Origin of the sequence: Bacteroides faecalis (assembly GCF_003865075.1) — a bacterium.
Taxonomy (GTDB): Bacteria; Bacteroidota; Bacteroidia; order Bacteroidales; family Bacteroidaceae; genus Bacteroides; species Bacteroides faecalis.
The window spans coordinates 21,126-46,802 of record NZ_BHWB01000006.1 but is presented as its reverse complement, the minus strand read 5'-3'; the positions used below and the strand labels follow the sequence as shown (position 1 = coordinate 46,802).

The window sequence follows — 25,677 nt, the reverse complement described above, 5'->3', positions numbered from 1 at the left end:
TTTAAATTAAAGAAGTATGAAAACAATATATAAACTATTTATTTTAAGCCTTTTCGTCTTATTTGTTTTCCCGTCTTGTAGTGATGATAAAAAGGAAGATGTTGAGATAAGTGATCCGGTGAATGGTAGTATATCTCCGGTAGGTTCATTTACCGTAGAGCCTACCAGCAATGAGAATGAACTTCTTGTGAAATGGGTGAATCCTACTAATCACGATTTGGATTTGGTAGAGATTTCTTATAAAGAAATAACCATGGATGTTTCGGCTCATGCTTTTACTCCGGGACATGTTTTATTGCCGGCACAGAGTGAGAAAAAGAATGAGTACTTATTGAAAGTACCCTATTTTGCTACTTATGAAGTTGCTGTAGTAGCTATTAATAAAGCGGGTAAACGTTCGGCAGCTAAAAGCCGTACAGTAGCTCCTTACCATGAAAAGGAGGAGGAACCGGAATTAAAATTACCTGCTATGTTAGATCGTGCACATTCTTATATGACTTCCGTCATTGCATTGTATTTTGGTAAAAGTCCAAGAAGTTGCTGGAGAGGTGATTACCCTTACAATGGTGGTGCTTATTGGGAGGGTGATGCTTTGGTGTGGGGGCAAGGTGCAGGTCTTTCTGCATTCGTTGCTATGCGTGGAGCTACCAAGGGAAGTGAGATTGAGAATGAGTATAAGTCAATGGACGAAAAGATGTTTACGGGAATACAATATTTCTGTCAGATGGATCATAATATTCTGGCTTATTCTGTTTATCCGGATACCGGAAATGACCGTTTCTATGATGATAATGTTTGGATTGGTCTCGATATGATTGATTGGTACACAGAAACCAATGAAATGCGATACCTGACTCAGGCTAAAGTGGTATGGAACTATCTGAAAGACCATGGGTGGGACGAGACTTGCGGGGGAGGTATTCATTGGAAAGAATTAAACGAACCTAGCACAAGTAAACATTCCTGTTCCACCGGACCGGCAGCAGTATTAGGATGCAAGATGTATCTGGCAACTCATGAGCAGGAATATTTAGATTGGGCTATCAAATATTATGATTATATGATTAATATCTTGCAGGATAAGTCTGATCATCTCTTCTTCGATAATGTACGTCCGAATACGGAAAATCCAAATTTACCCGGTGATATTGAGAAGAATAAATATTCCTATAATTCTGGACAACCTTTGCAGGCAGCTTGTCTATTGTATAAGATTACCGGTGAGCAGAAATATCTGGATGAAGCTTATGCCATAGCTAAAAGTTGTCATAAAAAGTGGTTTATGCCTTATCGTTCGAAAGAGTTAAATCTTACTTTTAATATTCTTTCTCCTGGACATGCTTGGTTCAATACAATTATGTGTCGTGGATTCTTCGAACTTTATTCTATTGATAATGATCGTAAATATATTGATGATATAGAGAAATCATTGCTTCATGCTTGGAGTAGTAGTTGTCATCAAAGTAATAATCTTTTAAATGATGACGATTTGCGGGGAGGGACTTCAAAGACTAGCTGGGAAATATTGATGCAAGGAGCATTGGTTGAATTGTATGCTCGGTTGGCTGTATTGGAAAGAGAGAATCGATAATTCTTGAATAAAAAAAGCCATCCCCGGAATAGACTGAAGTAGGGATGGTTTTTTTGTAGTGTGCTTACTATTCTTCGGCAAACTTTGTTCCTGTGAGTTTTGGGTGAGGTTATTCCTTGACAGGCTCAGCTGTTGTGCTGTCTTTGGCAACAGTGTCTGTGACTACTGTGTCATTAACAACAACAATTGCTTTCACTTCTGTCGGGGCTGTCACAGCTTTTTCAGAGTTACTCTGAGCCTTCACAAGGAATGAACCACCACAAACAAACATAAACATCGCTACTACTAATACTAATTTCTTCATAATCGTTTGCTTTAAAGATTATTAGACATATGTTTTCAATTCTCTTCTATAAGTGTTAAGGAATCGGTTGTTTCGTTTTACGCTTACGTTCAAATATGTTTCAAAGTACGTGCCAAAAAGAAGAGAGAGAGGGTAATGGGTTGATATATAGTAATATGAATAAGATGAAGAAGTGACTAGTTGTGAAAAGGTCTGAGGAATGTGTGGAAAATGTAGACAGGGAGTGTGGAATTATTCCACACTCCCTGTCTACATATATGTATTTTGATAAAGCTAATTTATGTCATCCGGCCAAGGGCAAGGTTTACCTGTAGCTTTGAAGGTAGGACGTTGTCCGCCAACTTTTCTCAGATAACTCCCTAATTCTTTGGAGAGACGTTTTACAATATCCGGATGCAGAGAGCTGAGGTCATTATTCTCGCTTATGTCATTAGGGATATTGAATAGTTCCTTTTTCCCGGTAGCGTAATAATAAATCAGTTTCCAGTCCCCGTTGCGAACTGCACAATTAAAGTTGATTCCTGGTCCGTCATTTCCCCAGTTATTAGGCATATTCCAGAAAAGGCTGCGTCCTTTAGAAGGATTACCCGTTTGTTTTAATAAAGGGATGAAACTGATTCCGTCTATAGGTTGTACAGTTTGATATTTTTTTATACCGGCCATTTCAAGTATTGTTGGATAAAAATCTTCTATTAAAAGATAATCATTACATCGGCTGCTAGGAGCTACTACACCGGGCCAGCTGACAATCATTGGCTCACGAATGCCTCCCTCATAAGTCGAGCCTTTACCACTGTTTAAAGGATAATTCTGGGTATGTAATTTACCGTCACGCCAGGCAGATTCAGAGGCAAGACCACCATTGTCACTCATAAAAATGATAATAGTATTATCCGCTTCCCCATTCTCTATCAGCCAATCCATTAAGTCTCCCAGACTTTTATCCATTCCTTCAATTAAGGTGGCATAAGCTGCTTCATGGTCGGTCATTCCTTTTTTCTTATATTTTTCATAGAAACGCATATCTTTATCCAGTGGGACATGGATGGCATAATGTGACATATAAAGATAAAACGGTTGATGGTATTTCTTTGCTTTGTCTAAGGCTTTAATGGCTTCCAGAGTCAGTGCTTCGGTAACAAAGGTATCTGTTCCCCAATATTTTTCGAGCCCGGGAACCGACATGAGTGAGACAGGTTTTCCGTCTTTGGTATGACCGTAATTTTCCTCTCCGAGATAGCTGGCGAGTCCTCCTGCTGCGTGGCCGGAAATATTCACCTCAAATCCCCAATGATGCGGATCTTCTCCCGGAGTGTCAATAGCACCGAAATGTGCTTTACCGCAATGAATTGTATGGTAACCGTTGTTTTTTAGTAATTGCACAAAAGAGGTCCCGACAAAGGTGTTATTAGTGCCGGGTACTTGGCTGACACCATTATTATTCCAATCAGGTACTTCCAATAGGCTGTCTTTGCGGTCTGTCATTCGGTCTTTTTGAAGTGTCCAATTAGTAACCCGGTGACGTGCGGCATTCGTTCCGGTGATAAGACTACACCTTGAAGGAGAACTAATACTGCTCGCATATGCTTGTGTGAACATCATTCCTTGTTGGGCAAGACGTTCCATATTAGGTGTCTCGTATAATTTATTATAATTAGTCTTTTCAGTCCAGAAAGGAAGTGATGTATCTTGCCAACCCATATCATCTACCATGAAAAGGATAATATTGGGGCGTTTATTCGTACGTTCTATTTGCAAATCTTTTTGTGCTTGCAAATTAGTGGATAGTAATGGTATAAATGCAAGAGGAAATAGTGTTTTTTTGTTCATTGGGGGGATTTTTAAGGTTATGAGAAATATCTTTTGCTATGGGTCGATATTGTAAAGCTTTAATTTATTATATAATGTTTTTCGATCTATGTTTAGTAATTGGGCAGCCTTACTCTTGTTGTTTCCTGTTTGTCGTAATGCTTCCAATATATGTTCTTTTTCAGATTCTTCATTTCTTAAAGCCATACTTGTGGTATTAGCCACAGTAGTCTCTAATAGTTCTGTTCCCAGTTCGGCAGGGGTGATAAAACTGCCCTGAGCTAATAAAGTAGCACGTTTTACAATGTTCTTCATTTGGCGCAGGTTACCAGGCCAATGGTAATCCATTAGCAATCTGGATGCTCTGGAATCAAAACCAATTAAATGTTTATCCAATTCTTTGTTAGCTTGATCAAGGAAAAAGTTGGCAAACAGTAAGATATCTTCATTACGATCTTTCAGATCCGGCATTCGTAAGGTAAACTCATTGATTCGGTGATAAAGGTCTTCTCTAAAGGTACCTTTCTCGATAGCTTGTTCCAGATTCTCGTTGGTTGCGGATACAAGGCGAATATCTACCGTTATTTCCTGAGTTGAACCGACAGGACGTATTTTTCGTTCCTGTAAAGCCCGGAGAAGTTGTATTTGTACCTCATAACTGAGATTTCCTATTTCATCCAAAAAGATCGTACCTCCATTTGCAGCGACAAAAGCACCGGCTTTATCATTCAAAGCTCCGGTAAAAGAACCCTTCACATGACCAAAGAATTCGGAAGCTGCCAGTTCTTTAGGAATAGAACCACAATCTACTGCGATAAATGGTTTATCATTTCGTTTGCTAAGTTGGTGGATGCGGTGAGCTACATATTCTTTTCCGGTTCCACTCGAACCGTTGATAAGTACAGACATATTAGTGGGAGCTACTAAACCAACATAATTATATAGCTGTTTGGCAGCTTCACTTTCTCCTTCCAGGTATGTCCGGTGCGATTCTGTAGCTTCTTTAGCAGCAACTTTTTTAGGCGAAGATTTACTAGCAATGGGAGTGGCAGGAGTTTGTTCTTCTTGCAATGCTTCCGATATTTTCTTCAGTAGCTCTTCCGGATTTACTGGTTTTGCGACATAATCTCGTGCCCCCAATTTCATTGCTTGTACAGCTGATTGGATGTCTGCATAGCCTGTCATAATGATAAGAGGAATATTTTTATCCTGCCCGTTCATCCATTTCAAGAGATCGATACCATCTTGGTCAGGTAGACGTAAATCTGATAAAATCAGGTCTGTTTCCTGGCTTTCGATATGCTTGCGCGCACGGGCAATATTGCTTACCGAAGATACTTCAAATCCTTTTTTGCCTAACCAGGTTTTCAGCATCATCCCAAAAGTGATATCATCTTCGACGATTAATATAGATTTCATCATATCAGGTTTTTCCTCTTTTATTAAGGTACAAAGGTAAGAGGATTTAAGTGAAAGTCGTATATTTGCAAACTTAAATTAAATAAAAGTGTTATGAAAAAGATTGTATTGATACTATTAACCATATCGTTTTTCGGGCTCATGGCTTGTAAAACAGGTAACAAAAAAGGAGATAATATGGATAAGGAAACATTCGTAAAGATTGAAACAACTTTGGGCGATATCAAAGTTAAGTTGTATAATGAGACACCGAAACATCGGGATAACTTTATCAAGTTGGCAAAAGAAGGAGTGTATGACGGAACATTATTCCATCGTGTGATTAAGGAGTTTATGATACAGGCCGGTGATCCGGAATCAAAAAATGCTCCGAAAGGAAAAATGTTGGGTACTGGTGATGTCGGTTATACCATCCCGGCAGAATTTGTGTATCCGAAATATTTTCATAAGAGAGGTGCTTTATCTGCTGCCCGTCAAGGAGATAATGTGAATCCGAAGAAAGAGTCATCCGGTTGTCAGTTTTATATAGTAACAGGTAAAGTTTACAACGACTCTGCCCTGATAAATATGGAACGGGGGATGAATGAAAATAAGGTCACTCTTATTTTTAATAACCTGGCTCAGAAACACATGAAAGATATCTATAAGATGCGGAAAGACAATGATGAAAAAGGTCTTCTTGAGTTACAGGACAAATTGATTGCCCAAGCAGAGGAAGAGGCTGCCAAACAACCAGAATTCCGTTTTACTCCCGAGCAGGTAGAAGCCTATACTACAGTAGGAGGAACTCCGCACTTGGATGGTGAATATACTGTGTTTGGCGAAGTAGTAGAAGGAATGGATATCGTAGACAAGATTCAGCAGGTGAAAACGGATCGTAGTGACCGTCCTGAAGAAGATGTGAAGATTGTAAAAGTAGAAGTAGAATAAATGAAAATAAACAGGCATATTCTTGACAATGGGTTACGTCTGGTACACTCGCAGGACGAAAGTACGCAGATGGTGGCCCTTAATATATTATATAATGTGGGATCTCGCGACGAACATCCCGAACATACCGGCTTTGCCCATCTGTTTGAACATCTGATGTTTGGTGGCTCGATGAATATCCCCGATTATGATATGCCGCTTCAATTGGCGGGTGGTGAGAATAATGCCTGGACAAACAATGACATTACCAATTACTATCTCACTGTACCCCGGCAAAATGTGGAAACCGGTTTTTGGCTGGAATCCGATCGTATGCTGAGTCTCGATTTCAGTGAACGGAGTCTGGAAGTACAGCGGGGGGTGGTAATGGAAGAGTTCAAGCAACGTTGTTTGAATCAACCTTATGGAGATGTGGGACATCTTTTGCGTCCCTTGGCTTATCGGACACATCCTTATCAATGGCCGACCATCGGAAAAGATTTATCGCATATTGCTAATGCGACTTTGGAAGAAGTAAAAGATTTCTTTTTCCGTTTTTATGCTCCGAATAATGCAATACTGGCCGTTACAGGAAATATTTCTTTTGAAGAGGCGGTGACGTTCACAGAAAGGTGGTTTGGACCTATTCCTCGTAGGGAAGTACCGGTAAGAAATCTACCACAGGAATTGGTACAAACAGAAGAACGCCGATTGACGGTGGAACGCAATGTGCCGCTTGATTCTCTATTTATGGCGTATCACATGTGTGATCATCATTCTCCTGATTATTACGCATTCGATATTTTATCAGATATATTAAGTAATGGACGTTCTAGCCGACTCAATCAGCGTCTTGTACAAAAGAAACAACTATTCTCTAGTATTGATGCATATATTGCCGGTAGTGTAGATGCAGGTTTGTTCCATATTTGTGGAAAACCGTCAGCCGGTGTGTCTTTGGAACAAGCTGAAGCTGCTGTACGGGAAGAATTAGAACTTTTACAGCAGGAAACTGTGGATGCACAGGAATTGGAAAAAGTAAAAAATAAGTTTGAATCGACCCAGATATTCGGAAATATCAATTATTTGAATGTAGCGACTAATCTAGCCTGGTTCGAACTGCTTGGACAGGCGGAAGATTTGGAATCTGAGGTGGATTGTTATCGTAGAGTAACTGCAAAGCAGTTGCAGGATGTAGCCCGGTCAGCTTTTCGAAAAGAGAATGGGGTTATATTGTATTATAAAAAACAAGGCGTTTAAAAACAATGTTCTATAAGATATACAAAGAACACTATAAAGCATTAATCTATCTGGGTTTGCCGATTGTGATCGGGCAAATTGGGGTTATAGTATTAGGTTTTGCCGATACTTTAATGATCGGACATCATAGTACGATAGAACTGGGAGCAGCTTCTTTTGTTAATAATGTGTTCAATCTGGTTATTATTTTTAGCACAGGATTTTCGTACGGATTAACACCTATTGTAGGAGGGTTGTATGGTACCCATCAGTTTGCTCCTGCCGGTCAAGCATTACGTTGTAGTTTATTGGCTAATTTATTGATAGCTGTTTTGCTTACAATATGTATGTGTGTCCTTTATCTCAATCTGGAGAATCTAGGACAGCCGGAAGAACTGATTCCCTTAATAAGACCTTATTATCTTGTTTTGCTTGCTTCATTGATTTTTGTTATGCTTTTCAATGGATTCAAGCAATTTACCGATGGTATAACTGATACACAAACGGCCATGTGGATATTGTTGGGTGGAAATGTATTGAATATCATCGGGAATTATATTCTGATTTATGGCAAACTTGGTTTCTCTGAGTTGGGATTATTGGGGGCAGGTATTAGTACTTTGTTTTCCCGCATTATGATGGTCGTTATTTTTGTTTTAGTCTTTTTACGAAGTCACCGTTTTCTTCGTTATAAAATAGGTTTTTACCGTTTGGGATGGTCGCGTGCGATATTTGGTCGTCTGAATGGTTTAGGTTGGCCCATTGCCTTGCAAATGGGAATGGAGACAGCCTCTTTCAGTTTGAGTGCGATAATGATCGGTTGGTTGGGCACTATAGCTTTAGCCTCTCATCAGGTTATGTTAGCAATTTCCCAGTTTACTTTCATGATGTACTATGGAATGGGGGCTGCTGTGGCTGTTCGTGTTAGTAACTTCAAAGGGCAAAATGATATTCTTAATGTACGTCGTTCAGCCTATGCCGGTTTCCATGTGATGATGGTTTTAGGGCTTGTACTTTCGTTAATAGTCTTTTTATGCCGTAATCACTTGGGTAGTTGGTTTACAGATAGTCCGGAAGTTGCAGCTATGGTGACATCTCTGATTATTCCATTCCTGGTATACCAATTCGGTGACGGTTTGCAAATATCATTTGCCAATGCTTTGCGGGGGATTTCTGATGTGAAACCGATGATGTTCATCGCCTTTGTCGCTTACTTTCTGATTTCTCTTCCTGTCGGCTATTTTGTGGCTTTATTATGGACTGGGGAATTGTAGGTGTCTGGATGGCGTTTCCTTTTGGGCTGACTAGTGCAGGGCTTATGTTGTGGTTACGTTTTCGTCAGAAGACGAGAACTCTGGCAGCAAATTCATCCTATTTATAATCTATGTCTTCTTTTCGTTTTACTAAACTGAAAATCACCATTGGATATACTCTATTGTTGGCGATTCTTCTTTTCTCATTGATATTTGTACATCATGAGATGGAAAAGTTGTCGGCTGCCGATAACCAGCAAAATCTGCGGACAGATAGTTTGATGTCGCTTCTTCATGAGAAGGACCAGAATACGCTTCAAATGTTACGGGTATTGAGTGAGGCAAATGACAATTTGCTGTCTACTTCAGAAATTGAAGAAATTATTTCGGAACAGCAGGATTCGGTGATAACCGTACAGCGTGTGCAGCACCGGGTGATTACAAAACGTGACTCTTTATTGACCACTCCGAAGAAGAAAGGTTTTTTTAAGCGTTTGGCCGAAGCATTTGTACCTTCTAAACAAGATAGTGCCGTATTAGTGAATACTTCTTTGGAAGTTGCAACAGATACAATCTTGGAACCGGCTGCTTCAACAACCGATTCCCTTCAACAGAAAATTCGTATGGCGAATGAAGAGAAACGTTTGCAACAGAAAAAGAGTATTCGGCGTACCAGTACGAAATATCAACGGGTGAATAATCAACTGACGGCAAGAATGGACAGCCTTATCAAAGGTTATGAGGAGGAAATGTCTATTCGTGCCCAACAGGATGCAGAATTACAGCAAGCTGTGAGAATGCGTTCAGCACGTATCATTGCGGGAATTGCCATTGGTGCAGTGTTACTGTCCGGCTTTTTTCTGGTGCTGATCGGTCGGGATATCACTCGCAGTAATCGTTATCGACAACAACTGGAGGAAGCTAATAAACGAGCGGAAGACCTGCTTGTCGCGCGTGAAAAGCTAATGCTTGCCATAACTCACGACTTCAAAGCGCCATTAGGTTCCATTATGGGCTATACTGAATTACTTTCCCATTTAACCGAAGATGAAAGGCAACGTTTCTATTTGGAAAACATGAAAAGTTCATCAGAGCATTTGTTGAAGTTAGTTAGCGATCTGCTGGACTTTCATCGACTTGATTTGAACAAAGCGGAAGTCAATCGTATTGTTTTCAATCCGGCCCAAATGTTTGAAGAAGTACGTGTTAGTTTTGAACCGTTAACAGCTGCAAAGGGGTTGGCTTTGAAATGTAATATAGCTCCTGAATTATCGGATAGATATATCAGTGATCCTTTACGTATGCGTCAGATCGTGAATAATCTTTTGTCGAATGCAGTGAAATTTACTCAAAAAGGAGGAATCACACTGGATGTTTTCTATTGTTCATCCAGATTGACAATTGCTATTACAGATACAGGAAAAGGAATGGCTCTCGGAGATCGTGAACGAATATTTCAGGAGTTCACGCGACTTCCCGGTGCACAGGGAGAAGAAGGTTTTGGACTTGGTCTGTCTATCGTGAAAAAACTGGTTACTCTTCTTGAAGGTGAGATTGATGTAAAGAGTACATTGGGGGAAGGAAGCTGTTTCACAGTAATCTTGCCACTCTATCCTGTGGGCAGATCAGTGATGGAAAATAAATCTTCGGAGGTAGTAGAAGAGAAATCTGTAAATCTCGAGACTGCTAATCCTGAAAAGGCTTTGCGGATTCTTCTTATCGATGATGATAAAATACAATTAAGTCTGACTGCTGCCATGTTGGCACAGTCGCAGATTGAAACGGTTTGTTGTGAGCAATTAGAAGAACTGATAGAACAGCTTCGCTCTTCTGAATTTGATGTATTATTAACCGATATACAAATGCCCGCTATTAATGGATTTGACTTGGTGAAATTATTGCGTGCATCCAATATTCCTCAAGCACGAACGATTCCGATTATAGCTGTTACTGCACGAAGCGAAATGGATGAGGAGGCTTTGCAAGAACATGGATTTGCCGGTTGTTTACACAAACCTTTTACTATCAAAGAATTGCTTTCTGTAGTATATGGTGGACAGGTAGCATTGGATAAAGAGAAACTTCTAACTGATGAAGTAAAAACTCAATCCCTAAAAGCGACCTCTTGTAATTCGTCTGAAACATCTTCGTTGAATTTTTCAGCCTTGACTGCCTTTTCCGAAGATGATCCGGAAGCAGCCCAAAATATTATAAAGAGTTTCATTGAAGAAACGATAAAGAATACAGCCCGGATGCAACGCTCTTTGGATAATAAACAAGTAGATGGAATAGCAGCTATGGCTCATAAACTCCTTCCTCTTTTTACTTTAATTGGTGCTGTTGAAATAGTTCCAAAGTTGAGCTGGTTAGAAGGACGTCGTAGTGAAGAGTTTACTCAAGAAATACAGATAACGACAGAAGAAGTGTTGAACTTAATTCAGACAGTAATCCATTCGGCGCAAAACTACAGGAAACGTGATTCTAGTTGATAAAAAAGTTTTGCCTTGTCGCCAAACCTTTTTTCAAATTTAATTGTTTACTTTGTATCATCTTTATACACTGACACATCCTGCATGAAACGAAAATGGATAAGATGGGTGAGCTGGATACTGCTTACTCCCGTATTACTCTTTGCGATACTGATGGTATTGCTCTATATTCCTCCCGTACAGAATCTTTTACGTCGGGAGGTTACAGCATATGCTTCAAAAGCAACCGGAATGGATATTCAAATTCAGCGGATTGATTTACGTTTTCCACTTAATTTATTAGTGCGCGGGGTAGAAGTTATTCAGCAACCGGATACCTTATTGTCATTGGAAAGCCTGAATGTACATGTACAGGCAATGCCTCTTTTTAAAGGAAAAGTAGAAGTGGACGATATAACCTTGAAGAATGTAGTGGTTAATTCTGCTAATTTAATTAAAGGTATGAAAATTCAAGGCGTTTTAGGACAATTTCTATTGGAAAGTCATGGGGTTGATCTGCCTAATCAAATAGCTGTTGTCAACCGGGCAGAGCTTTCTGACACCCATGTGCAATTGGTAATGAATGATACTATAACGACGCCTAAAGATACTACTGCCACATCACCGGTAAATTGGAAAATAGACCTTCATCAACTGAAATTAAATAATATATCGTTCAGTATGGAACTTCCTACTGACTCGATGAAGATGGCTGCTCATATTGGAGAAGCTACGATCAATGAAGGTCATGCAGACTTGAAGAATCAGTCTTATGATTTGAAACAGTTTCTTCTATCGGGTGCTTCCGCCAGTTATGATACAGGAAATGCTGAGCCGGCGAAAGGTTTCGATGCTTCTCACATTGCAGTTCGTGATATTCAGATTGGATTGGATTCTTTGCTTTATCAGGGGCGAGACATGAATGCAATCATTCGTGAAGTTACGATGAATGAACGCTCAGGTTTAAGTATTACTTCACTAACCGGGCATTTATTTTCTAATGATTCTATTATTCGTGTTCCCAATCTGATTTTAAAGACACCTCATTCAGAGATGAATTTGACGGCACAAACTTATTGGGAACTTATCAATATTCCAACTACCGGACGATTAACTGCCCGTTTCAATGCTTTTATCGGTAAAGAAGATGTGCTGTTGTTTGCAGGAGGATTGCCAGATAGCTTTAAAAAAGCTTATCCTTTCCGCCCTCTCGTTATTCGTGCAGGTACGGAAGGAAATTTGAAGCAAATGCAAATTTCCGGTTTTACGGTTGATCTACCTGGAGCTTTTTCTGCTAAAGGTGGAGGATTCATGGAAAATTTGGCGGATAGTCTGACTCGTTCAGGAACAATAGGTTTGGAAATGAGGACAGGTAATCTGAACTTTCTGACTGCTTTGACGGGTACTGCTCCCAACGGTACGTTAGTGATTCCCGATAGCATGAATTTATCGACTAAAGTAGAAATAAAAGGACCACAATACAAGGCCAAATTAAAGTTGAAGAATAAAGGAGGTACGATCGATGCGAATGCGGCTTTGAATACATTAAGCGAAGTATATACGGCAGATCTGAAAGTAACGGATTTACAATTGCATCATTTTTTGCCAAAGGATTCTTTGTATGAACTTTCATTTTCCGCAAAAGCAAGTGGACGAGGATTGGATATCATGTCTTATCGTTCTCGAGCAAATTTAGATCTTACTGTCGATCATTTTCGGTATGCTCAATATCATATTTCCGACATTCGTTTGACAGGAGACATTAAAAGTGCTTTAGCTACTGCCCATCTGATAAGTGACAACACTTTGTTGAAGATGACGGCTGATGCTGAATATCATTTGGCGCATAAATATCCCGATGGAAAAGTAACAATGGACGTTACTCAATTAGATTTGCATGAGTTAGGAATTGCTCCGAAACCGCTGAAACGTCCGCTCGCATTTAATTTTACCGCGGAAGCTCGTAAAGATCGGGTGTATACTCATCTGATAGCAGGTGATATGAAACTTAATTTAAGTGCACGCGCCGGAGTTTATCCGCTGATTCGTCAATCTACTCATTTTGTCGATATACTAATGAAACAGATTGATGAGAAGTCGTTGAATCATGCAGAGTTGCGCGAAGCTTTGCCATCGGCTATATTTTCTTTTTCTGCCGGGCAGGAGAATCCATTGGCATATTTCCTGGCAACACGAAATATTTCATATCATGACGCTTCTTTGAAATTCGGTTCGGCACCTGATTGGGGAATTAACGGCAAGGCTGCTGTTCATGCTTTGAAAGTCGATACTTTGCAATTGGATACTATCTTTTTTACCGTAGCACAAGACACAACCATGATGAAGTTTCATGGAGGTGTTATTAACGGGCCAAAAAATCCGCAATTCTCTTTCTCTTCTTTATTGATGGGAGAGATACATGATAAAGATGCCGAATTAATGGTTGAGTATAAAAATGTGCAAGGAGAAACCGGCGTTTTATTAGGAGTTAATGCCCGTCCTTTAGGCGGTGGAAATGGCAAAGGAGATGGTATTGCCTTTACATTAATTCCCCAAGAGCCCGTTATAGCATTCCGTAAGTTCCATTTTAATGAAAACCATAACTGGATTTATTTACATAAAAACATGCGTGTATATGCTAATGTAGATATGCTGGATAATGAAGGAATGGGGTTTCGGGTTCATTCTGTACAGGGAGATACCGTATCCTTACAGAATCTCGATATCGAGGCTCGAAAGATACGTTTGGAAGAGATTAGTAGTGTATTACCATATTTCCCGGAAATCACCGGATTGTTCACCGCCGAAGCCCATTATATACAAACGGAGAAGGATCTAGAGCTTTCTGCCGAGGTCGCTATTGATGAACTTACTTATGAGCGGCAACGGATCGGTGATATAACTTTGGGTGCGACTTGGTTACCAGGTGAAAAGGGTAAACAGTACATAAATGCTTATCTGACTCATGAACAAGTAGAAGTAATGGTGGCAGATGGGAAATTAATACCTACCCGCACCGGTAAAGACAGTCTTGAAATAAATACTACATTAGAGCATTTCCCGTTACGTGTTGCAAACGTCTTTATCCCGGATCAGATGGCAACACTGGCAGGAGATATGGATGGGGACATACATATAACAGGAAGTACACAACAGCCTTTGATAAATGGAGAGCTGATATTGGACAGTGTGACTGTTCTTTCCCGTCAATATGGTGTTAATTTCTTGTTTGATAATCGTCCTGTAGAGTTGAAGAATAATCGTTTGGTATTTGATAAGTTTGCCATTTATACTACTGGAAAGAATCCGTTTACCATTAATGGTTATGTGGATTTTCGTGATATGAGCCGTCCGATGGCAAATTTAGATATGCTGGCACAGAATTATACACTGTTGAATGCAAAACGTACTCGCGAAAGTCTGGTTTATGGAAAGGTGTTAGCAGATATCAAAGCAACAGTGAAAGGTCCATTGGATGGTTTGAATATGCGCGGAAATATAGACTTATTGGGTAGTACTGATGTATCGTATGTACTGACAGATTCTCCATTGACAGTACAGGACCGCTTGGGAAGTTTGGTGACCTTTACTTCATTTAGTGATACCACTACAGTAGTTCAACAGGAGGTGCCAACCGTATCTTTAGGAGGTTTGGATATGATCATGATGGTACATATCGATCCATCTGTCCGTCTGAAAGTCGATCTGGATGCAAGCAGTGATGACCGTATCGAACTTGAAGGTGGAGGTGACCTTTCTTTGAAATATACGCCACAAGGTGATATGACGCTGACCGGGCGATACACACTGACTGGTGGTTTGATGAAATATGCTTTACCTGTGATTGCAGCTAAAGAATTTGCAATAGATAATGGTAGTTATGTAGAATGGACCGGAAATCTAATGGATCCACTATTGAATTTTAAAGCAACTGATCGTATTCGGGCTTCTGTGTCCGAGGGCGAAAATGGTGGAACGCGAATGGTAAATTTCGACGTATCTATTATTGTCAAGAATCGGTTGGATAACCTTTCCTTTGCTTTCGACGTATCTGCTCCCGAAGATGCAACGATACAAAATGAACTGACTGCCATGGGAGCAGAAGAACGGGGTAAACAGGCACTCTACATTATGGTTGCCAAGACATATCTCGGCACTGGACCAATTGGTGGCGGTGGAGGAGGACTGGGTAGTTTGAACATGGGATCTGCCTTAAACTCGGTACTTAGTAGTCAGATTAATGCATTGATGGGTAATTTGAAGAATGCAAGTGTGTCTGTAGGTATTGAAGATCACAATGCTACGGATACAGGAGGAAAGCGGACGGATTATAGCTTCCGTTATTCTCAACGTTTCTTCAATAATCGTTTTCAAATTGTTATTGGCGGTAAAGTGTCTACAGGTGAAAGTGCTACCAATGATGCAGAGTCTTTTATTGATAATATTTCTCTTGAGTATCGTCTTGACCGTACGGGAACCCGTTATGTCCGTTTGTTCTATGATAAGAATTACGAAAGTGTACTTGAAGGAGAAATAACTGAAACCGGAGTCGGTTTGATTCTACGCAAGAAATTAGACAAACTGGGTGAATTGTTTATCTTTAAGAAAAAGAAGTAAGAATGAAACATAACTATATTGCAATATGGATTTGTAGCCTGATGGGCATTTGTTTCCTGATGGGATGTTCGCTGACGAAAAATCTCCCGGAAGGTGAAATACTGTATACAGGGCAAAAGACAGTTGTGTTGAACGAATCGAAAACACCCGTAGGTGACGCGGCTATTACCGAGGTATCGGCTGCTCTTGATAAAGCTCCTAGTACCAAAATATTAGGTTTTTTCCCATTTCCTTTTAAAGTATGGATGTACAACGATTTTGTGAAGTATAAAAAGGGCTTTGGTCGATGGATGTTTAACCGTTTTGCTGCTAATCCTCCCGTATTTATCTCTGCCGTCAATCCCGAAGTGCGTATGAAGGCAGCTACTAATTTGCTTCATGATTACGGGTATTTCAATGGGACGGTATCTTATAAAACTGTAGTCGATAAAAAAGACAGTCTGAAAGCAGATATTCTGTATACAGTAGATATGAAGAACCCTTATTTTATTGATACGGTTTATTATCAGCGTTTCACTCCTCAGACTGTGCAGATCATGGAGAAGGGGCGACGTGCATCCTATCTGACACCGGGTGAGCAATTTAATGTAGTAGACTTGGATGATGAACGTACCCGCATCAGTAGTTTGTTGCGTAATCGCGGCTATTTTTATTTCCGTCCCGATTATATGACTTATCAGGCAGATACCACTCTTGTTCCGGGAGGAAACGTTAGTCTTCGGTTGATTCCAATCCCCGGATTACCGGCTGCTGCTCAACGTCCTTATTATGTGGGAAATGGTTCAGTCTATCTGTTCGGAAAGAACGGAGAAGAGCCTAATGACAGTTTACATTATGGAAACCTGAATATACATTTTTATGATAAATTGCGTGTGCGTCCTAATATGCTTTATCGTTGGTTGAACTATCAGGCTTTTGTACGAAATGAACGAATGCGGGCCGCTAATAGTACCCGTCTTTACAGTCAGTATCGTCAGGAGCAGATTCAACAGAAAATAAGTCAGTTAGGGATATTTAGTTATTTTGATTTACAGTATGCGCCTCGGGATACAACAGCTGCTTGTGATACATTGGATGTAACGATGCAAGCTACCTTTGCCAAACCTCTGGATGCGGAACTTGAATTGAATGTAGTAACCAAGAGCAATGACCAGACAGGGCCGGGTGCTTCTTTTGGTGTTACCCGTAACAATGTATTCGGAGGAGGAGAAAGCTGGAATGTAAAACTAAAAGGTTCTTATGAATGGCAGACCGGAGGAGGTGAGAAAAGTTCTCTAATGAATAGCTGGGAGATAGGAGTTTCTACGTCATTAACTTTCCCAAGAGTACTTTTCCCACATTTAGGTAAACGTGAATTCGACTTTCCGGCGTCCACTACCTTTCGTTTGTATATTGATCAGTTGAATCGTGCCAGATATTATAAACTGTTATCGTTCGGGGGAAATGCTACTTATGACTTCCAACCGTCACGAACGAGCCGACATAGTATTACCCCTTTCAAACTGACATTTAATGTTCTGCAACATCAATCTGATGAATTTCGTCAGATTGCTACTGCTAATCCTGCATTGTATGTTAGTTTACAGAATCAGTTTATCCCTGCAATGGAGTATACGTATACCTATGACAATTCTCCGTTGCGTTGGGTGAAGAATCCTATCTGGTGGCAGTCTACCGTCACCTCTGCCGGAAACCTGACTTCTGTAATTTACCGTGCCTTGGGCAAGCCTTTTGATGAACATGGTAAGAGTTTGTTGGGCGCTCCTTTTGCACAGTTTGTGAAGCTGAATTCCGAGATACGCCATCTTTGGAATATGGATAAAAATAATAAAATAGCCAGTCGTCTGGCTTTGGGGGCAATCTTTACCTATGGTAATTCCTTGGTAGCTCCATATAGCGAGCAATTTTATGTAGGAGGAGCCAATAGTATTCGTGCGTTTACGGTACGTAGCATCGGACCGGGTGGATATCATCCGGCAGAAAGCCAATACTCCTATTTGGATCAAACAGGTACATTCCGTTTCGAAGCTAATATCGAATATCGTTTTCGTATCTTTAGGAGTCTTTGGGGAGCTACTTTCCTGGATGCGGGAAATGTATGGTTACTTCGTAAAGACGAAGATCGTGCAGATTCTCAACTTCGCCTGAAAACTTTCCCTAAGCAAATTGCATTAGGTACAGGAGTCGGCATTCGTTATGATATGGATATTCTTGTGTTCCGTCTCGATTTCGGTATCCCTCTGCATCTTCCTTATGATACTGATAGAAAGGGGTATTACAATGTCACAGGAGCTTTCATGAAGAACCTGGGAATACATTTTGCCATCGGTTACCCATTTTAATGTTCTTTCTTTGTTTCAAGACAAAGAAAGAACCAAAGAAAATTCAAGGCTGCGTTTTTCCGGTTACTCCGGTATTCCCTCGAGCTAAAGGGCAGAAACTCGCTATGCTCAAACAGTCTGCCCTTCTTAACGCCCGATGAAAAACCTGCGCTTGACCTCGGAAAAACGAGGCCGGAGAACCTTTCGGCATGTTCGTTGTATAGATGCTTTTGGCATGTTTTTACATTCTGTATAATATATCATTTATCTTCTTTTCCATTTTGTATATCTTTTTATCTTGTATATCTCTTTATTTTGCATAGATTCCCAATTTATATCAGTTCGTGCTCCCCTACCTTTCGCATACTCTTCTTCTCCTTCCCCTTTTTTATTTGTATAGCCTTATACGCCGCATGGTCTCCGACCTACTTTTTTCTCCGTTAAGCGAGGGACCGTAACGAAGCGTTAAAAAGGGCAGACTGTTTGAGCGTAGCGAGTTTCTGCCCTTTAGCATAGTGAAGGGAGTGAGTAGGAGAAAAAAGTAAGTCTTGAATTTTTCTTTGGTTCTTTCTTTTGTTTCAAGACAAAAGAAAGAACATTTTTTGTACATTTGCAGCAGAAACTGATGCCGATGACATCACTAACTTTTTAATATTACACAAATTATGAAACCAACTTTATTCTTATTGGCAGCCGGTATGGGTAGCCGTTATGGTGGCTTGAAGCAATTGGACGGGCTAGGTCCTAATGGCGAGACTATTATGGATTATTCTATTTATGACGCCATCAACGCCGGATTTGGCAAACTTGTATTTGTGATCCGCAAAGATTTTGAAAAGGACTTCCGTGATAAAATTATTTCCAAATACGAAGGCCATATTCCATGTGAACTGGTGTTCCAGTCTATTAATGATCTTCCTGAAGGCTTTACTTGTCCGGCAGATCGCACAAAGCCTTGGGGCACAAATCATGCTGTAATGATGGGTGCTGATGTGATTAAAGAGCCGTTTGCTGTGATTAACTGTGATGACTTCTACGGACGCGATTCTTTCCAGGTAATGGGTAAATTCCTTTCAGCCCTTCCGGAGGGTTCAAAGAATGTTTATTCAATGGTAGGTTTTCGTGTGGGAAATACATTGAGTGAAAGCGGTACTGTATCTCGTGGAATTTGCAGTACAGATTCTAACCACTTGCTGACTTCCGTAGTAGAACGTACTAAGATTCAACGTATTGACGGTAAAGTGAAGTATATTGATGATAATGGTGAGTGGGTTGCTACTCCTGATACGACTCCGGTAAGTATGAATTTCTGGGGCTTTACTCCTGATTATTTCCCATATAGTGAAGAATTTTTCAAGTCTTTCTTGAGTGATCCGAAAAATATGGAGAACTTGAAGAGTGAATTCTTCATTCCATTAATGGTGGATAAATTGATTAATGATGGAACTGCAACTGTAGAAGTATTGGATACTACTAGCAAATGGTTTGGTGTAACTTATCCGGAAGACCGTCAGAGTGTAGTTGATAAAATCCAGGCATTGGTAGATGCTGGAGAATATCCTGCTAAATTGTTTTAATAGCTTGTAACTAGCTGAAAATCCAGCCGATAAGCTAATGGAACTCTTGCTAATTTAGATATATAGCGTAGATAGTGCGAATACTAAGCATTTCTACGCTATTTTTATTTCTTTTTCTCCCTAATCTTATTACCTTTGTATACTAATGCTAATTCGAATCACTATAGTTGAACGGAAAAATAACTATAGTGTTCTTATCGTTCAACTATAGTGTTCTGGAAAGTATAATATAGTTAAATGAATTAGAATTAGTAAATTGACTACTTCCGGATAGGGAAGTAATTATTTAGAGATACCTATAAAAAACGTTAGTAAGTATGAGCATGCATTATGATCTTTATGAAACGCCGGATATTCAAAAGACAGGAGAGGAACAACCTCTTCATCCTCGGGTCGTTTTTAAGGGAACTATCGATCAAGATGAATTTCTGGATCGTGTTCATTTGTTTACAGGAATGAGTCGTAGTATGTTGTCGGGTGCTCTGCAATCTTTTCAAAATGAGTTGAGGGATTTACTTGCTGAAGGGTGGATTGTAGAGATGGGAGATATGGGTTACTTCTCAGTATCCTTGCAAGGACCTCCTGTGATGAAAAAGAGCGATGTGCGGGCACAGTCCATTCAATTGAAGAATATTAATTTTCGTGTAAGTAGCCAATTTAAAAAACAAGTGCGTGGACAGATGAGGCTCGAACGTGGAAAATCATTCACTCGTCCCGGAAAAAAGGTCAAACGTAATGAGGAAGAGTGTTTGGAAATAGTTAATACTTATCTGAAGAAAAATCCCTGTCTGACCCGTGCTGACTATTGTCAGCTAACGGGGTGTGACAAAAGATCCGCTCTTAAGGAGTTGAATACCTTTATTGAACGCGGAGTACTGATGCGCTATGGCAGCGGGAAGCAAATAGTCTATGCGAAAGTGATGGAGTAAACTGTTATAATCGTGCACTTCTATCTACGATTTTAATCAGATTGTATAGTTCCTCTACTTCGTCAAGATAAATTTTGTAATCTCTGAACATATCATTGAGTGAATGACAAGTGATGATACCATGCTCCACATCATGGTCTATAATCTGTTTGATGGCAATACCTTCCGTCCGGTGGACGATGATGAAATACCAGTCGTTGATGTGAAGTCTGTATCTCCATAAATCCCGTTGTATTTCTCTTGCTAATACGATGTCTCCATCGCAGATGGATTCTTTGGTACCGTTATCCATGCTATCTCCTTCTGCTTCAAAAAGCATATACTTACCGTGGTAAGTCCGGTCTACAATGACCGGCAAATTGGGAAGGCTTTCCATATACCCCTCATCGTTGTATCCGTTTAAATATCCACACTGGGCGCGGACATGTACTAAAGGCACGTTCATGAATCCTGTTGTATCCAGGCGATGGGCATTGGGAGAGACAAAAAGATTGGGATTTTTATTTCCTTCTTCAGTTGAAATAGTAGAGTTAGTGCTCTCTGGCTCTTTCTTTGCATACATATCTCCTGTTCCGGAAAATAACCAGTCATAACTGTATTGCGGAAACTTATCGATTATTTTTTGGCAAGTAGCCCTTGAAGGACTTCTTTTTTCATTGACTAAACGAGTGATAGTCACATTACTACTCATGCCGATAGCGGTACTGAAGGAATTTTTGTTGTATCCTTCGGTTTCCATAATGTATTTTACTCTTTCCCAGCCTTCCATACTTACATTTGTTTAATGAGGTTATATGATTAGTTAGCGTGTTTGCATACGCCAAATACTTCTTTTAATGCAAAGAAACAAATAATATTTGATAGATACAAACACATGCGTCGTTTTATTCAATAATTTACTAACATTTAATTAGTTTTTTGTCAAAAGGAGATTCAATTATGTAAATGAAGTATAGAATACTCTTAGGAAAGTTATTATTGTAGTAACTTTATGATTCCAACAACTTTTGGATACTGAAAATGATTTTATAAGTTACAGGTTAATGTAAAAGAGAGGGTATATGACGATGAATAAACCCTTTTTTTATTTACCAACAACTTTCTTTTTCATCTATTAGGTGCTTTTTCCGCAGGGATGCGTTATCTTTGCAGTCCAAAATCTTATTAATCAGAGACAGAAGTGATTTCAGTAGAAGGATTATCAGTAGAATTTAATGCAACGCCGTTATTCGAAGACGTTAGCTATGTTATTAATAAAAAAGATCGTATTGCGTTAGTCGGTAAAAATGGTGCAGGTAAATCGACTATGCTGAAAATTTTAGCAGGTTTGCAAATGCCGGCACATGGAACGATAGCTGTTCCAAAAGAAGTAACAATAGGGTATTTGCCACAAGTTATGATTCTCTCTGATAACCGTACGGTAATGGGAGAAGCAGAACAAGCTTTTGAGAATATATTTAAACTTCAGGCACAACTGGAACAGATGAATCAGGAATTAGCCGAGAGGACTGACTATGACTCAGAAGAATATCATCGGTTAATAGACCGTTTTACTCATGAGAATGACCGTTTCCTGATGATGGGAGGCACAAATTATCAGGCAGAGATAGAACGGACTCTGCTTGGACTAGGATTCAGTAGGGGAGACTTCCAACGTCCGACTTCTGAATTTTCCGGTGGGTGGAGAATGCGTATAGAATTGGCAAAACTACTTTTGCGCCGTCCCGATGTACTTCTGCTTGATGAGCCTACTAACCATCTTGATATCGAAAGTATCCAATGGCTGGAGAACTTTCTTGCAACTCGTGCCAATGCTGTTGTATTGGTCAGCCATGACCGCGCTTTTCTGAATAATGTAACTACTCGTACCATTGAAATCACCTGTGGACAGATTTATGACTACAAAGTGAAATATGATGAGTTTGTTGTGTTGAGGAAGGAACGTCGTGAACAGCAACTTCGTGCTTATGAGAACCAACAAAAGCAGATCGGAGATACGGAAGCTTTTATTGAACGCTTTCGATATAAAGCTACAAAAGCGGTGCAAGTGCAGAGCCGTATCAAACAGTTGGAGAAGATAGATCGTATTGAGGTTGATGAAGAAGATAACTCCTCATTGCGTTTGAAATTTCCTCCTGCTAGCCGTAGTGGAAGTTATCCTGTAATATGTGAAGATGTTCGAAAAGCTTATGGAGAACATGTTGTTTTCCAAAATGTAAATCTTCGAATCAATCGTGGAGAGAAAATAGCGTTCGTCGGTAAGAATGGTGAAGGTAAATCTACGTTGGTGAAGTGCATTATGAATGAAATTGGTTTTGATGGTAAATTGACAATTGGTCATAATGTACAAATCGGTTACTTTGCGCAGAATCAAGCACAAATGTTGGATGAAAATCTGAATGTCTTTGATACGATTGATAATGTTGCTACAGGCGACATCCGTCTAAAAATACGTGATATCTTAGGTGCCTTCATGTTTGGCGGTGAAGCTTCCGATAAAAAGGTGAAAGTGCTTTCCGGAGGTGAACGTACTCGTTTGGCTATGATTAAATTGCTGCTTGAACCTGTAAATCTTCTGATTCTGGATGAACCGACCAACCATCTTGATATGCGTTCGAAAGACGTATTGAAAGAGGCCATTCGCGATTTTGACGGAACAGTGATTGTTGTCAGCCACGACCGTGATTTCTTGGATGGGCTTGTAACTAAGGTTTATGAATTTGGTGGTGGTGTAGTACGTGAACATTTGGGAGGTATCTACGAATTTCTTCAGAAGAAAAAGATTGATAGCCTGAATGAACTTCAAAAAGGGGCATCTCTTTCTTCTTCACCTACGACATCTTCCAAAGAAACGGAATTGGAAACAACTCAGCCTTCTGAGAACAAACTATCCTACGAAGCTCAAAAGGAACTTAATAAGAAAATTAAAAAGCTTGAACGTCAAGTCGCTGAATGTGAATCGTCTATTGAAGAGTCGGAAGCTGCGATTGCCATCCTGGAAGAAAAAATGGCAACTCCTGAGGGTGCTTCTGATATGCAACTCTACGAACGACATCAAAAAATGAAACGACAATTGGACGATATTGTCGAGGAATGGGAACGTGTCTCGATGGAATTGGAAGGAGTAAAAGGCTAATATGACGATAAGTTGATAGACAAAAATGATAATTGAATATAAATAAATTATTCACAATGAAAATAACCAAGTATTTACCAATTCTTGCAGTATGCCTTATGACAACTGGATGTAATAGTAAGAAAGGCGCGGTGCTTGCATCTGGCATCGACCTTGCGAATCTGGATACTACGGCTTTGCCGGGTACTAGTTTTTATCAATATGCCTGTGGAGGCTGGATACAAGCTCATCCGCTAACAGACGAGTATTCACGTTTTGGATCTTTTGATATGTTGAACGAGAATAATCGGGAACAGTTGAAAGGATTGATTGCTGAACTTGCCGCAAAGAAAGATAATGTTCCGGGCAGTGCAGCTCAGAAAGTGGGTGACCTTTATAACATTGCAATGGATAGCGTGAAACTAAATCAGGATGGTTTTACTCCTATCAAAGAAGAACTGATTGAAATCGATGGTCTTAAAGGTAAAGAAGATATATATGTATATCTTGCTGAAATTCAGAAGAAAGGTATCCGTCCTTATTTCATGCTTTATGTAGGTGCGGACGAAATGAATAGTTCCATGAATATTGTTCAGACTTATCAGGGAGGTTTAGGAATGGGACAACGTGACTATTACCTGGAAAATGACGAACAGACCAAAAAGATTCGTGATAAATATCAGGAACATGTTGCTAAGATGTTCCAATTGGCAGGTTATGATGAGGCTACTGCAAAGAAAGCTGTGACTGCTGTAATGAATATTGAAACACGCCTTGCACAGGCTTCCCGCTCTCAGGTTGAATTGCGTGATCCCCATGCCAACTACAATAAGATGGAAATCGAAAAGTTAAAAAAGGATTTTCCGACTTTCAATTGGGATGTTTATTTTACAAATTCCGGATTGAAAGATATTAAAGAAGTAAATGTTTGTCAGCCTGACGCGATAAAAGAAGTAACGGCTATTATCGATACCGTACCTCTTGAAGATCAGAAACTATATCTGAAATGGAATCTGATAGACGCTGCCGCCGGTTATTTGAGTGATGATTTTGTAGCTCAGAACTTTGAATTCTATGGTAAAACAATGTCTGGTAAACAAGAAATACAGCCTCGTTGGAAACGTGCGGTAAGTACGGTAGATGGTTCTCTTGGTGAGGTTGTTGGACAAATGTACGTAGAGAAATATTTTCCTGCTGCTGCCAAAGAGCGTATGGTGATGCTGGTTAAGAACTTGCAGACTTCTTTGGGTGAACGCATCAAAGAATTGGAATGGATGAGCGAACCAACCAAAGAGAAAGCATTGGATAAATTGGCAGCTTTCCATGTAAAGATCGGTTATCCTGACAAATGGAAGGATTACTCTGCGCTGGAGATAAAAGATGATTCTTATTGGGCGAACATCGAACGTGCCAATCTGTGGGATTTCAACGAAATGATTTCTAAAGCCGGAAAGCCCGTAGATAAGGATGAATGGTTGATGACTCCTCAGACTGTCAATGCTTATTATAATCCAACTACCAATGAAATCTGTTTTCCGGCTGCTATCCTGCAACCTCCTTTCTTTGATATGGATGCTGACGATGCTGCTAATTATGGAGCTATCGGAGTAGTCATTGGTCATGAAATGACTCATGGCTTTGACGATCAGGGACGTCAATATGACAAAGAAGGAAATCTGAAAGACTGGTGGACGGAAGAAGATGCTAAAAAGTTTGATGAACGTGCGCAAGTAATGGTAAATTTCTTTGATAGCATCGAGGTCGCTCCAGGTGTACATGCAAACGGTAGTTTGACTCTGGGTGAGAATATTGCTGATCATGGAGGTTTGCAAGTCTCTTTCCAAGCCTTCAAAAAGGCTATGAAACAAACTCCGCTGGAAGTTGTGGATGGATTTACTCCCGAGCAACGTTTCTTCCTGGCTTATGCTAATGTGTGGGCGGGAAATATCCGTCCTGAAGAAATCCTTCGTTTAACGAAACTTGATCCTCACTCATTGGGAAAATGGCGTGTAGACGGAGCACTGCCTCATATTGGTAAATGGTATGAAGCATTCAATATCACAGAACAGGATTCTATGTTTGTACCGGAAGATAAACGGGTAACTATTTGGTAATATTTTATTAAT

Annotated in this window: 14 protein-coding genes and 1 pseudogene; 11 read left to right on the top strand and 4 right to left on the bottom strand. The window is 40.0% G+C overall.

The features are described 5' to 3' along the window. Window positions 1–16: 16 nt before the first annotated feature. Window positions 17–1,591, top strand: coding sequence for a glycoside hydrolase family 76 protein (locus EJF25_RS11880; protein ID WP_125041282.1), 1,575 nt, complete (start codon window positions 17–19; stop codon window positions 1,589–1,591). Window positions 1,592–1,700: 109 nt separating this feature from the next. On the opposite strand, the gene EJF25_RS11875 is transcribed toward EJF25_RS11880, so the two are convergent. The 3 genes from EJF25_RS11875 to EJF25_RS11865 form a co-directional block, all read right to left on the bottom strand. Continuing rightward, on the bottom strand, window positions 1,701–1,895 hold the full coding sequence (locus EJF25_RS11875) for a hypothetical protein (RefSeq protein ID WP_025075364.1): 195 nt from the start codon (window positions 1,893–1,895) through the stop codon (window positions 1,701–1,703). Window positions 1,896–2,168: 273 nt separating this feature from the next. Further along, the gene (locus EJF25_RS11870; RefSeq protein ID WP_125041280.1) at window positions 2,169–3,725 is read right to left on the bottom strand and encodes a sulfatase; all 1,557 of its coding nucleotides are present in this window, start codon (window positions 3,723–3,725) and stop codon (window positions 2,169–2,171) included. A gap of 36 nt (window positions 3,726–3,761) precedes the next feature. After that, complete coding sequence (locus tag EJF25_RS11865; protein WP_125041278.1) at window positions 3,762–5,126, bottom strand: sigma-54-dependent transcriptional regulator; 1,365 nt, start codon at window positions 5,124–5,126, stop codon at window positions 3,762–3,764. A gap of 90 nt (window positions 5,127–5,216) precedes the next feature. On the opposite strand from EJF25_RS11865, the gene EJF25_RS11860 reads away from it, so the two are divergent. The 8 genes and pseudogenes from EJF25_RS11860 (at window position 5,217) to EJF25_RS11825 (ending at window position 20,436) form a co-directional block, all read left to right on the top strand. Further along, on the top strand, window positions 5,217–6,053 hold the full coding sequence (locus EJF25_RS11860) for a peptidylprolyl isomerase (protein ID WP_125041277.1): 837 nt from the start codon (window positions 5,217–5,219) through the stop codon (window positions 6,051–6,053). Then, window positions 6,054–7,292, top strand: a complete 1,239-nt coding sequence (locus EJF25_RS11855) for a M16 family metallopeptidase (protein ID WP_125041276.1) — start codon at window positions 6,054–6,056, stop codon at window positions 7,290–7,292. A gap of 5 nt (window positions 7,293–7,297) precedes the next feature. Continuing rightward, window positions 7,298–8,652: pseudogene (locus EJF25_RS11850) on the top strand (MATE family efflux transporter). A 3-nt stretch (window positions 8,653–8,655) separates the two neighbouring features. Beyond that, on the top strand, window positions 8,656–11,013 hold the full coding sequence (locus tag EJF25_RS11845; protein ID WP_125041275.1) for an ATP-binding response regulator: 2,358 nt from the start codon (window positions 8,656–8,658) through the stop codon (window positions 11,011–11,013). Window positions 11,014–11,097: 84 nt separating this feature from the next. Further along, window positions 11,098–15,609: a translocation/assembly module TamB domain-containing protein gene (locus EJF25_RS11840; RefSeq protein ID WP_200832903.1), complete on the top strand. Its 4,512-nt coding sequence runs from the start codon at window positions 11,098–11,100 to the stop codon at window positions 15,607–15,609. A 41-nt stretch (window positions 15,610–15,650) separates the two neighbouring features. After that, window positions 15,651–17,951 (top strand): translocation and assembly module lipoprotein TamL, encoded by a 2,301-nt coding sequence (gene tamL, locus EJF25_RS11835; protein WP_235016806.1) that lies wholly within the window; start codon window positions 15,651–15,653, stop codon window positions 17,949–17,951. A 644-nt stretch (window positions 17,952–18,595) separates the two neighbouring features. Then, window positions 18,596–19,507: a nucleotidyltransferase family protein gene (locus tag EJF25_RS11830; protein ID WP_125041273.1), complete on the top strand. Its 912-nt coding sequence runs from the start codon at window positions 18,596–18,598 to the stop codon at window positions 19,505–19,507. 317 nt (window positions 19,508–19,824) lie between these two features. Next, the gene (locus tag EJF25_RS11825; protein ID WP_125041272.1) at window positions 19,825–20,436 is read left to right on the top strand and encodes an HU family DNA-binding protein; all 612 of its coding nucleotides are present in this window, start codon (window positions 19,825–19,827) and stop codon (window positions 20,434–20,436) included. A 4-nt stretch (window positions 20,437–20,440) separates the two neighbouring features. On the opposite strand, the gene EJF25_RS11820 is transcribed toward EJF25_RS11825, so the two are convergent. Then, window positions 20,441–21,205, bottom strand: coding sequence for a LexA family transcriptional regulator (locus EJF25_RS11820; RefSeq protein ID WP_125041271.1), 765 nt, complete (start codon window positions 21,203–21,205; stop codon window positions 20,441–20,443). Between the two features lie 411 nt (window positions 21,206–21,616). Between EJF25_RS11820 and EJF25_RS11815 the strand changes: the two genes are divergently transcribed. Together EJF25_RS11815 and EJF25_RS11810 are read left to right on the top strand one after the other, a co-directional pair. Next, window positions 21,617–23,572: an ABC-F family ATP-binding cassette domain-containing protein gene (locus EJF25_RS11815; protein ID WP_125041270.1), complete on the top strand. Its 1,956-nt coding sequence runs from the start codon at window positions 21,617–21,619 to the stop codon at window positions 23,570–23,572. 56 nt (window positions 23,573–23,628) lie between these two features. Next, on the top strand, window positions 23,629–25,665 hold the full coding sequence (locus EJF25_RS11810) for a M13 family metallopeptidase (protein ID WP_125041269.1): 2,037 nt from the start codon (window positions 23,629–23,631) through the stop codon (window positions 25,663–25,665). Window positions 25,666–25,677: the final 12 nt, after the last annotated feature.

Bases quoted from the DNA above. Each gene is read 5' to 3' on its own strand.
- EJF25_RS11880 (WP_125041282.1), top strand. From the start codon at position 17: ATGAAAACAATATATAAACTATTTATTTTAAGCCTTTTCGTCTTATTT.
- EJF25_RS11875 (WP_025075364.1), bottom strand. From the start codon at position 1,895: ATGAAGAAATTAGTATTAGTAGTAGCGATGTTTATGTTTGTTTGTGGT.
- EJF25_RS11870 (WP_125041280.1), bottom strand. From the start codon at position 3,725: ATGAACAAAAAAACACTATTTCCTCTTGCATTTATACCATTACTATCC.
- EJF25_RS11865 (WP_125041278.1), bottom strand. From the start codon at position 5,126: ATGATGAAATCTATATTAATCGTCGAAGATGATATCACTTTTGGGATG.
- EJF25_RS11860 (WP_125041277.1), top strand. From the start codon at position 5,217: ATGAAAAAGATTGTATTGATACTATTAACCATATCGTTTTTCGGGCTC.
- EJF25_RS11855 (WP_125041276.1), top strand. From the start codon at position 6,054: ATGAAAATAAACAGGCATATTCTTGACAATGGGTTACGTCTGGTACAC.
- EJF25_RS11845 (WP_125041275.1), top strand. From the start codon at position 8,656: ATGTCTTCTTTTCGTTTTACTAAACTGAAAATCACCATTGGATATACT.
- EJF25_RS11840 (WP_200832903.1), top strand. From the start codon at position 11,098: ATGAAACGAAAATGGATAAGATGGGTGAGCTGGATACTGCTTACTCCC.
- tamL (WP_235016806.1), top strand. From the start codon at position 15,651: ATGGGCATTTGTTTCCTGATGGGATGTTCGCTGACGAAAAATCTCCCG.
- EJF25_RS11830 (WP_125041273.1), top strand. From the start codon at position 18,596: ATGAAACCAACTTTATTCTTATTGGCAGCCGGTATGGGTAGCCGTTAT.
- EJF25_RS11825 (WP_125041272.1), top strand. From the start codon at position 19,825: ATGAGCATGCATTATGATCTTTATGAAACGCCGGATATTCAAAAGACA.
- EJF25_RS11820 (WP_125041271.1), bottom strand. From the start codon at position 21,205: ATGGAAGGCTGGGAAAGAGTAAAATACATTATGGAAACCGAAGGATAC.
- EJF25_RS11810 (WP_125041269.1), top strand. From the start codon at position 23,629: ATGAAAATAACCAAGTATTTACCAATTCTTGCAGTATGCCTTATGACA.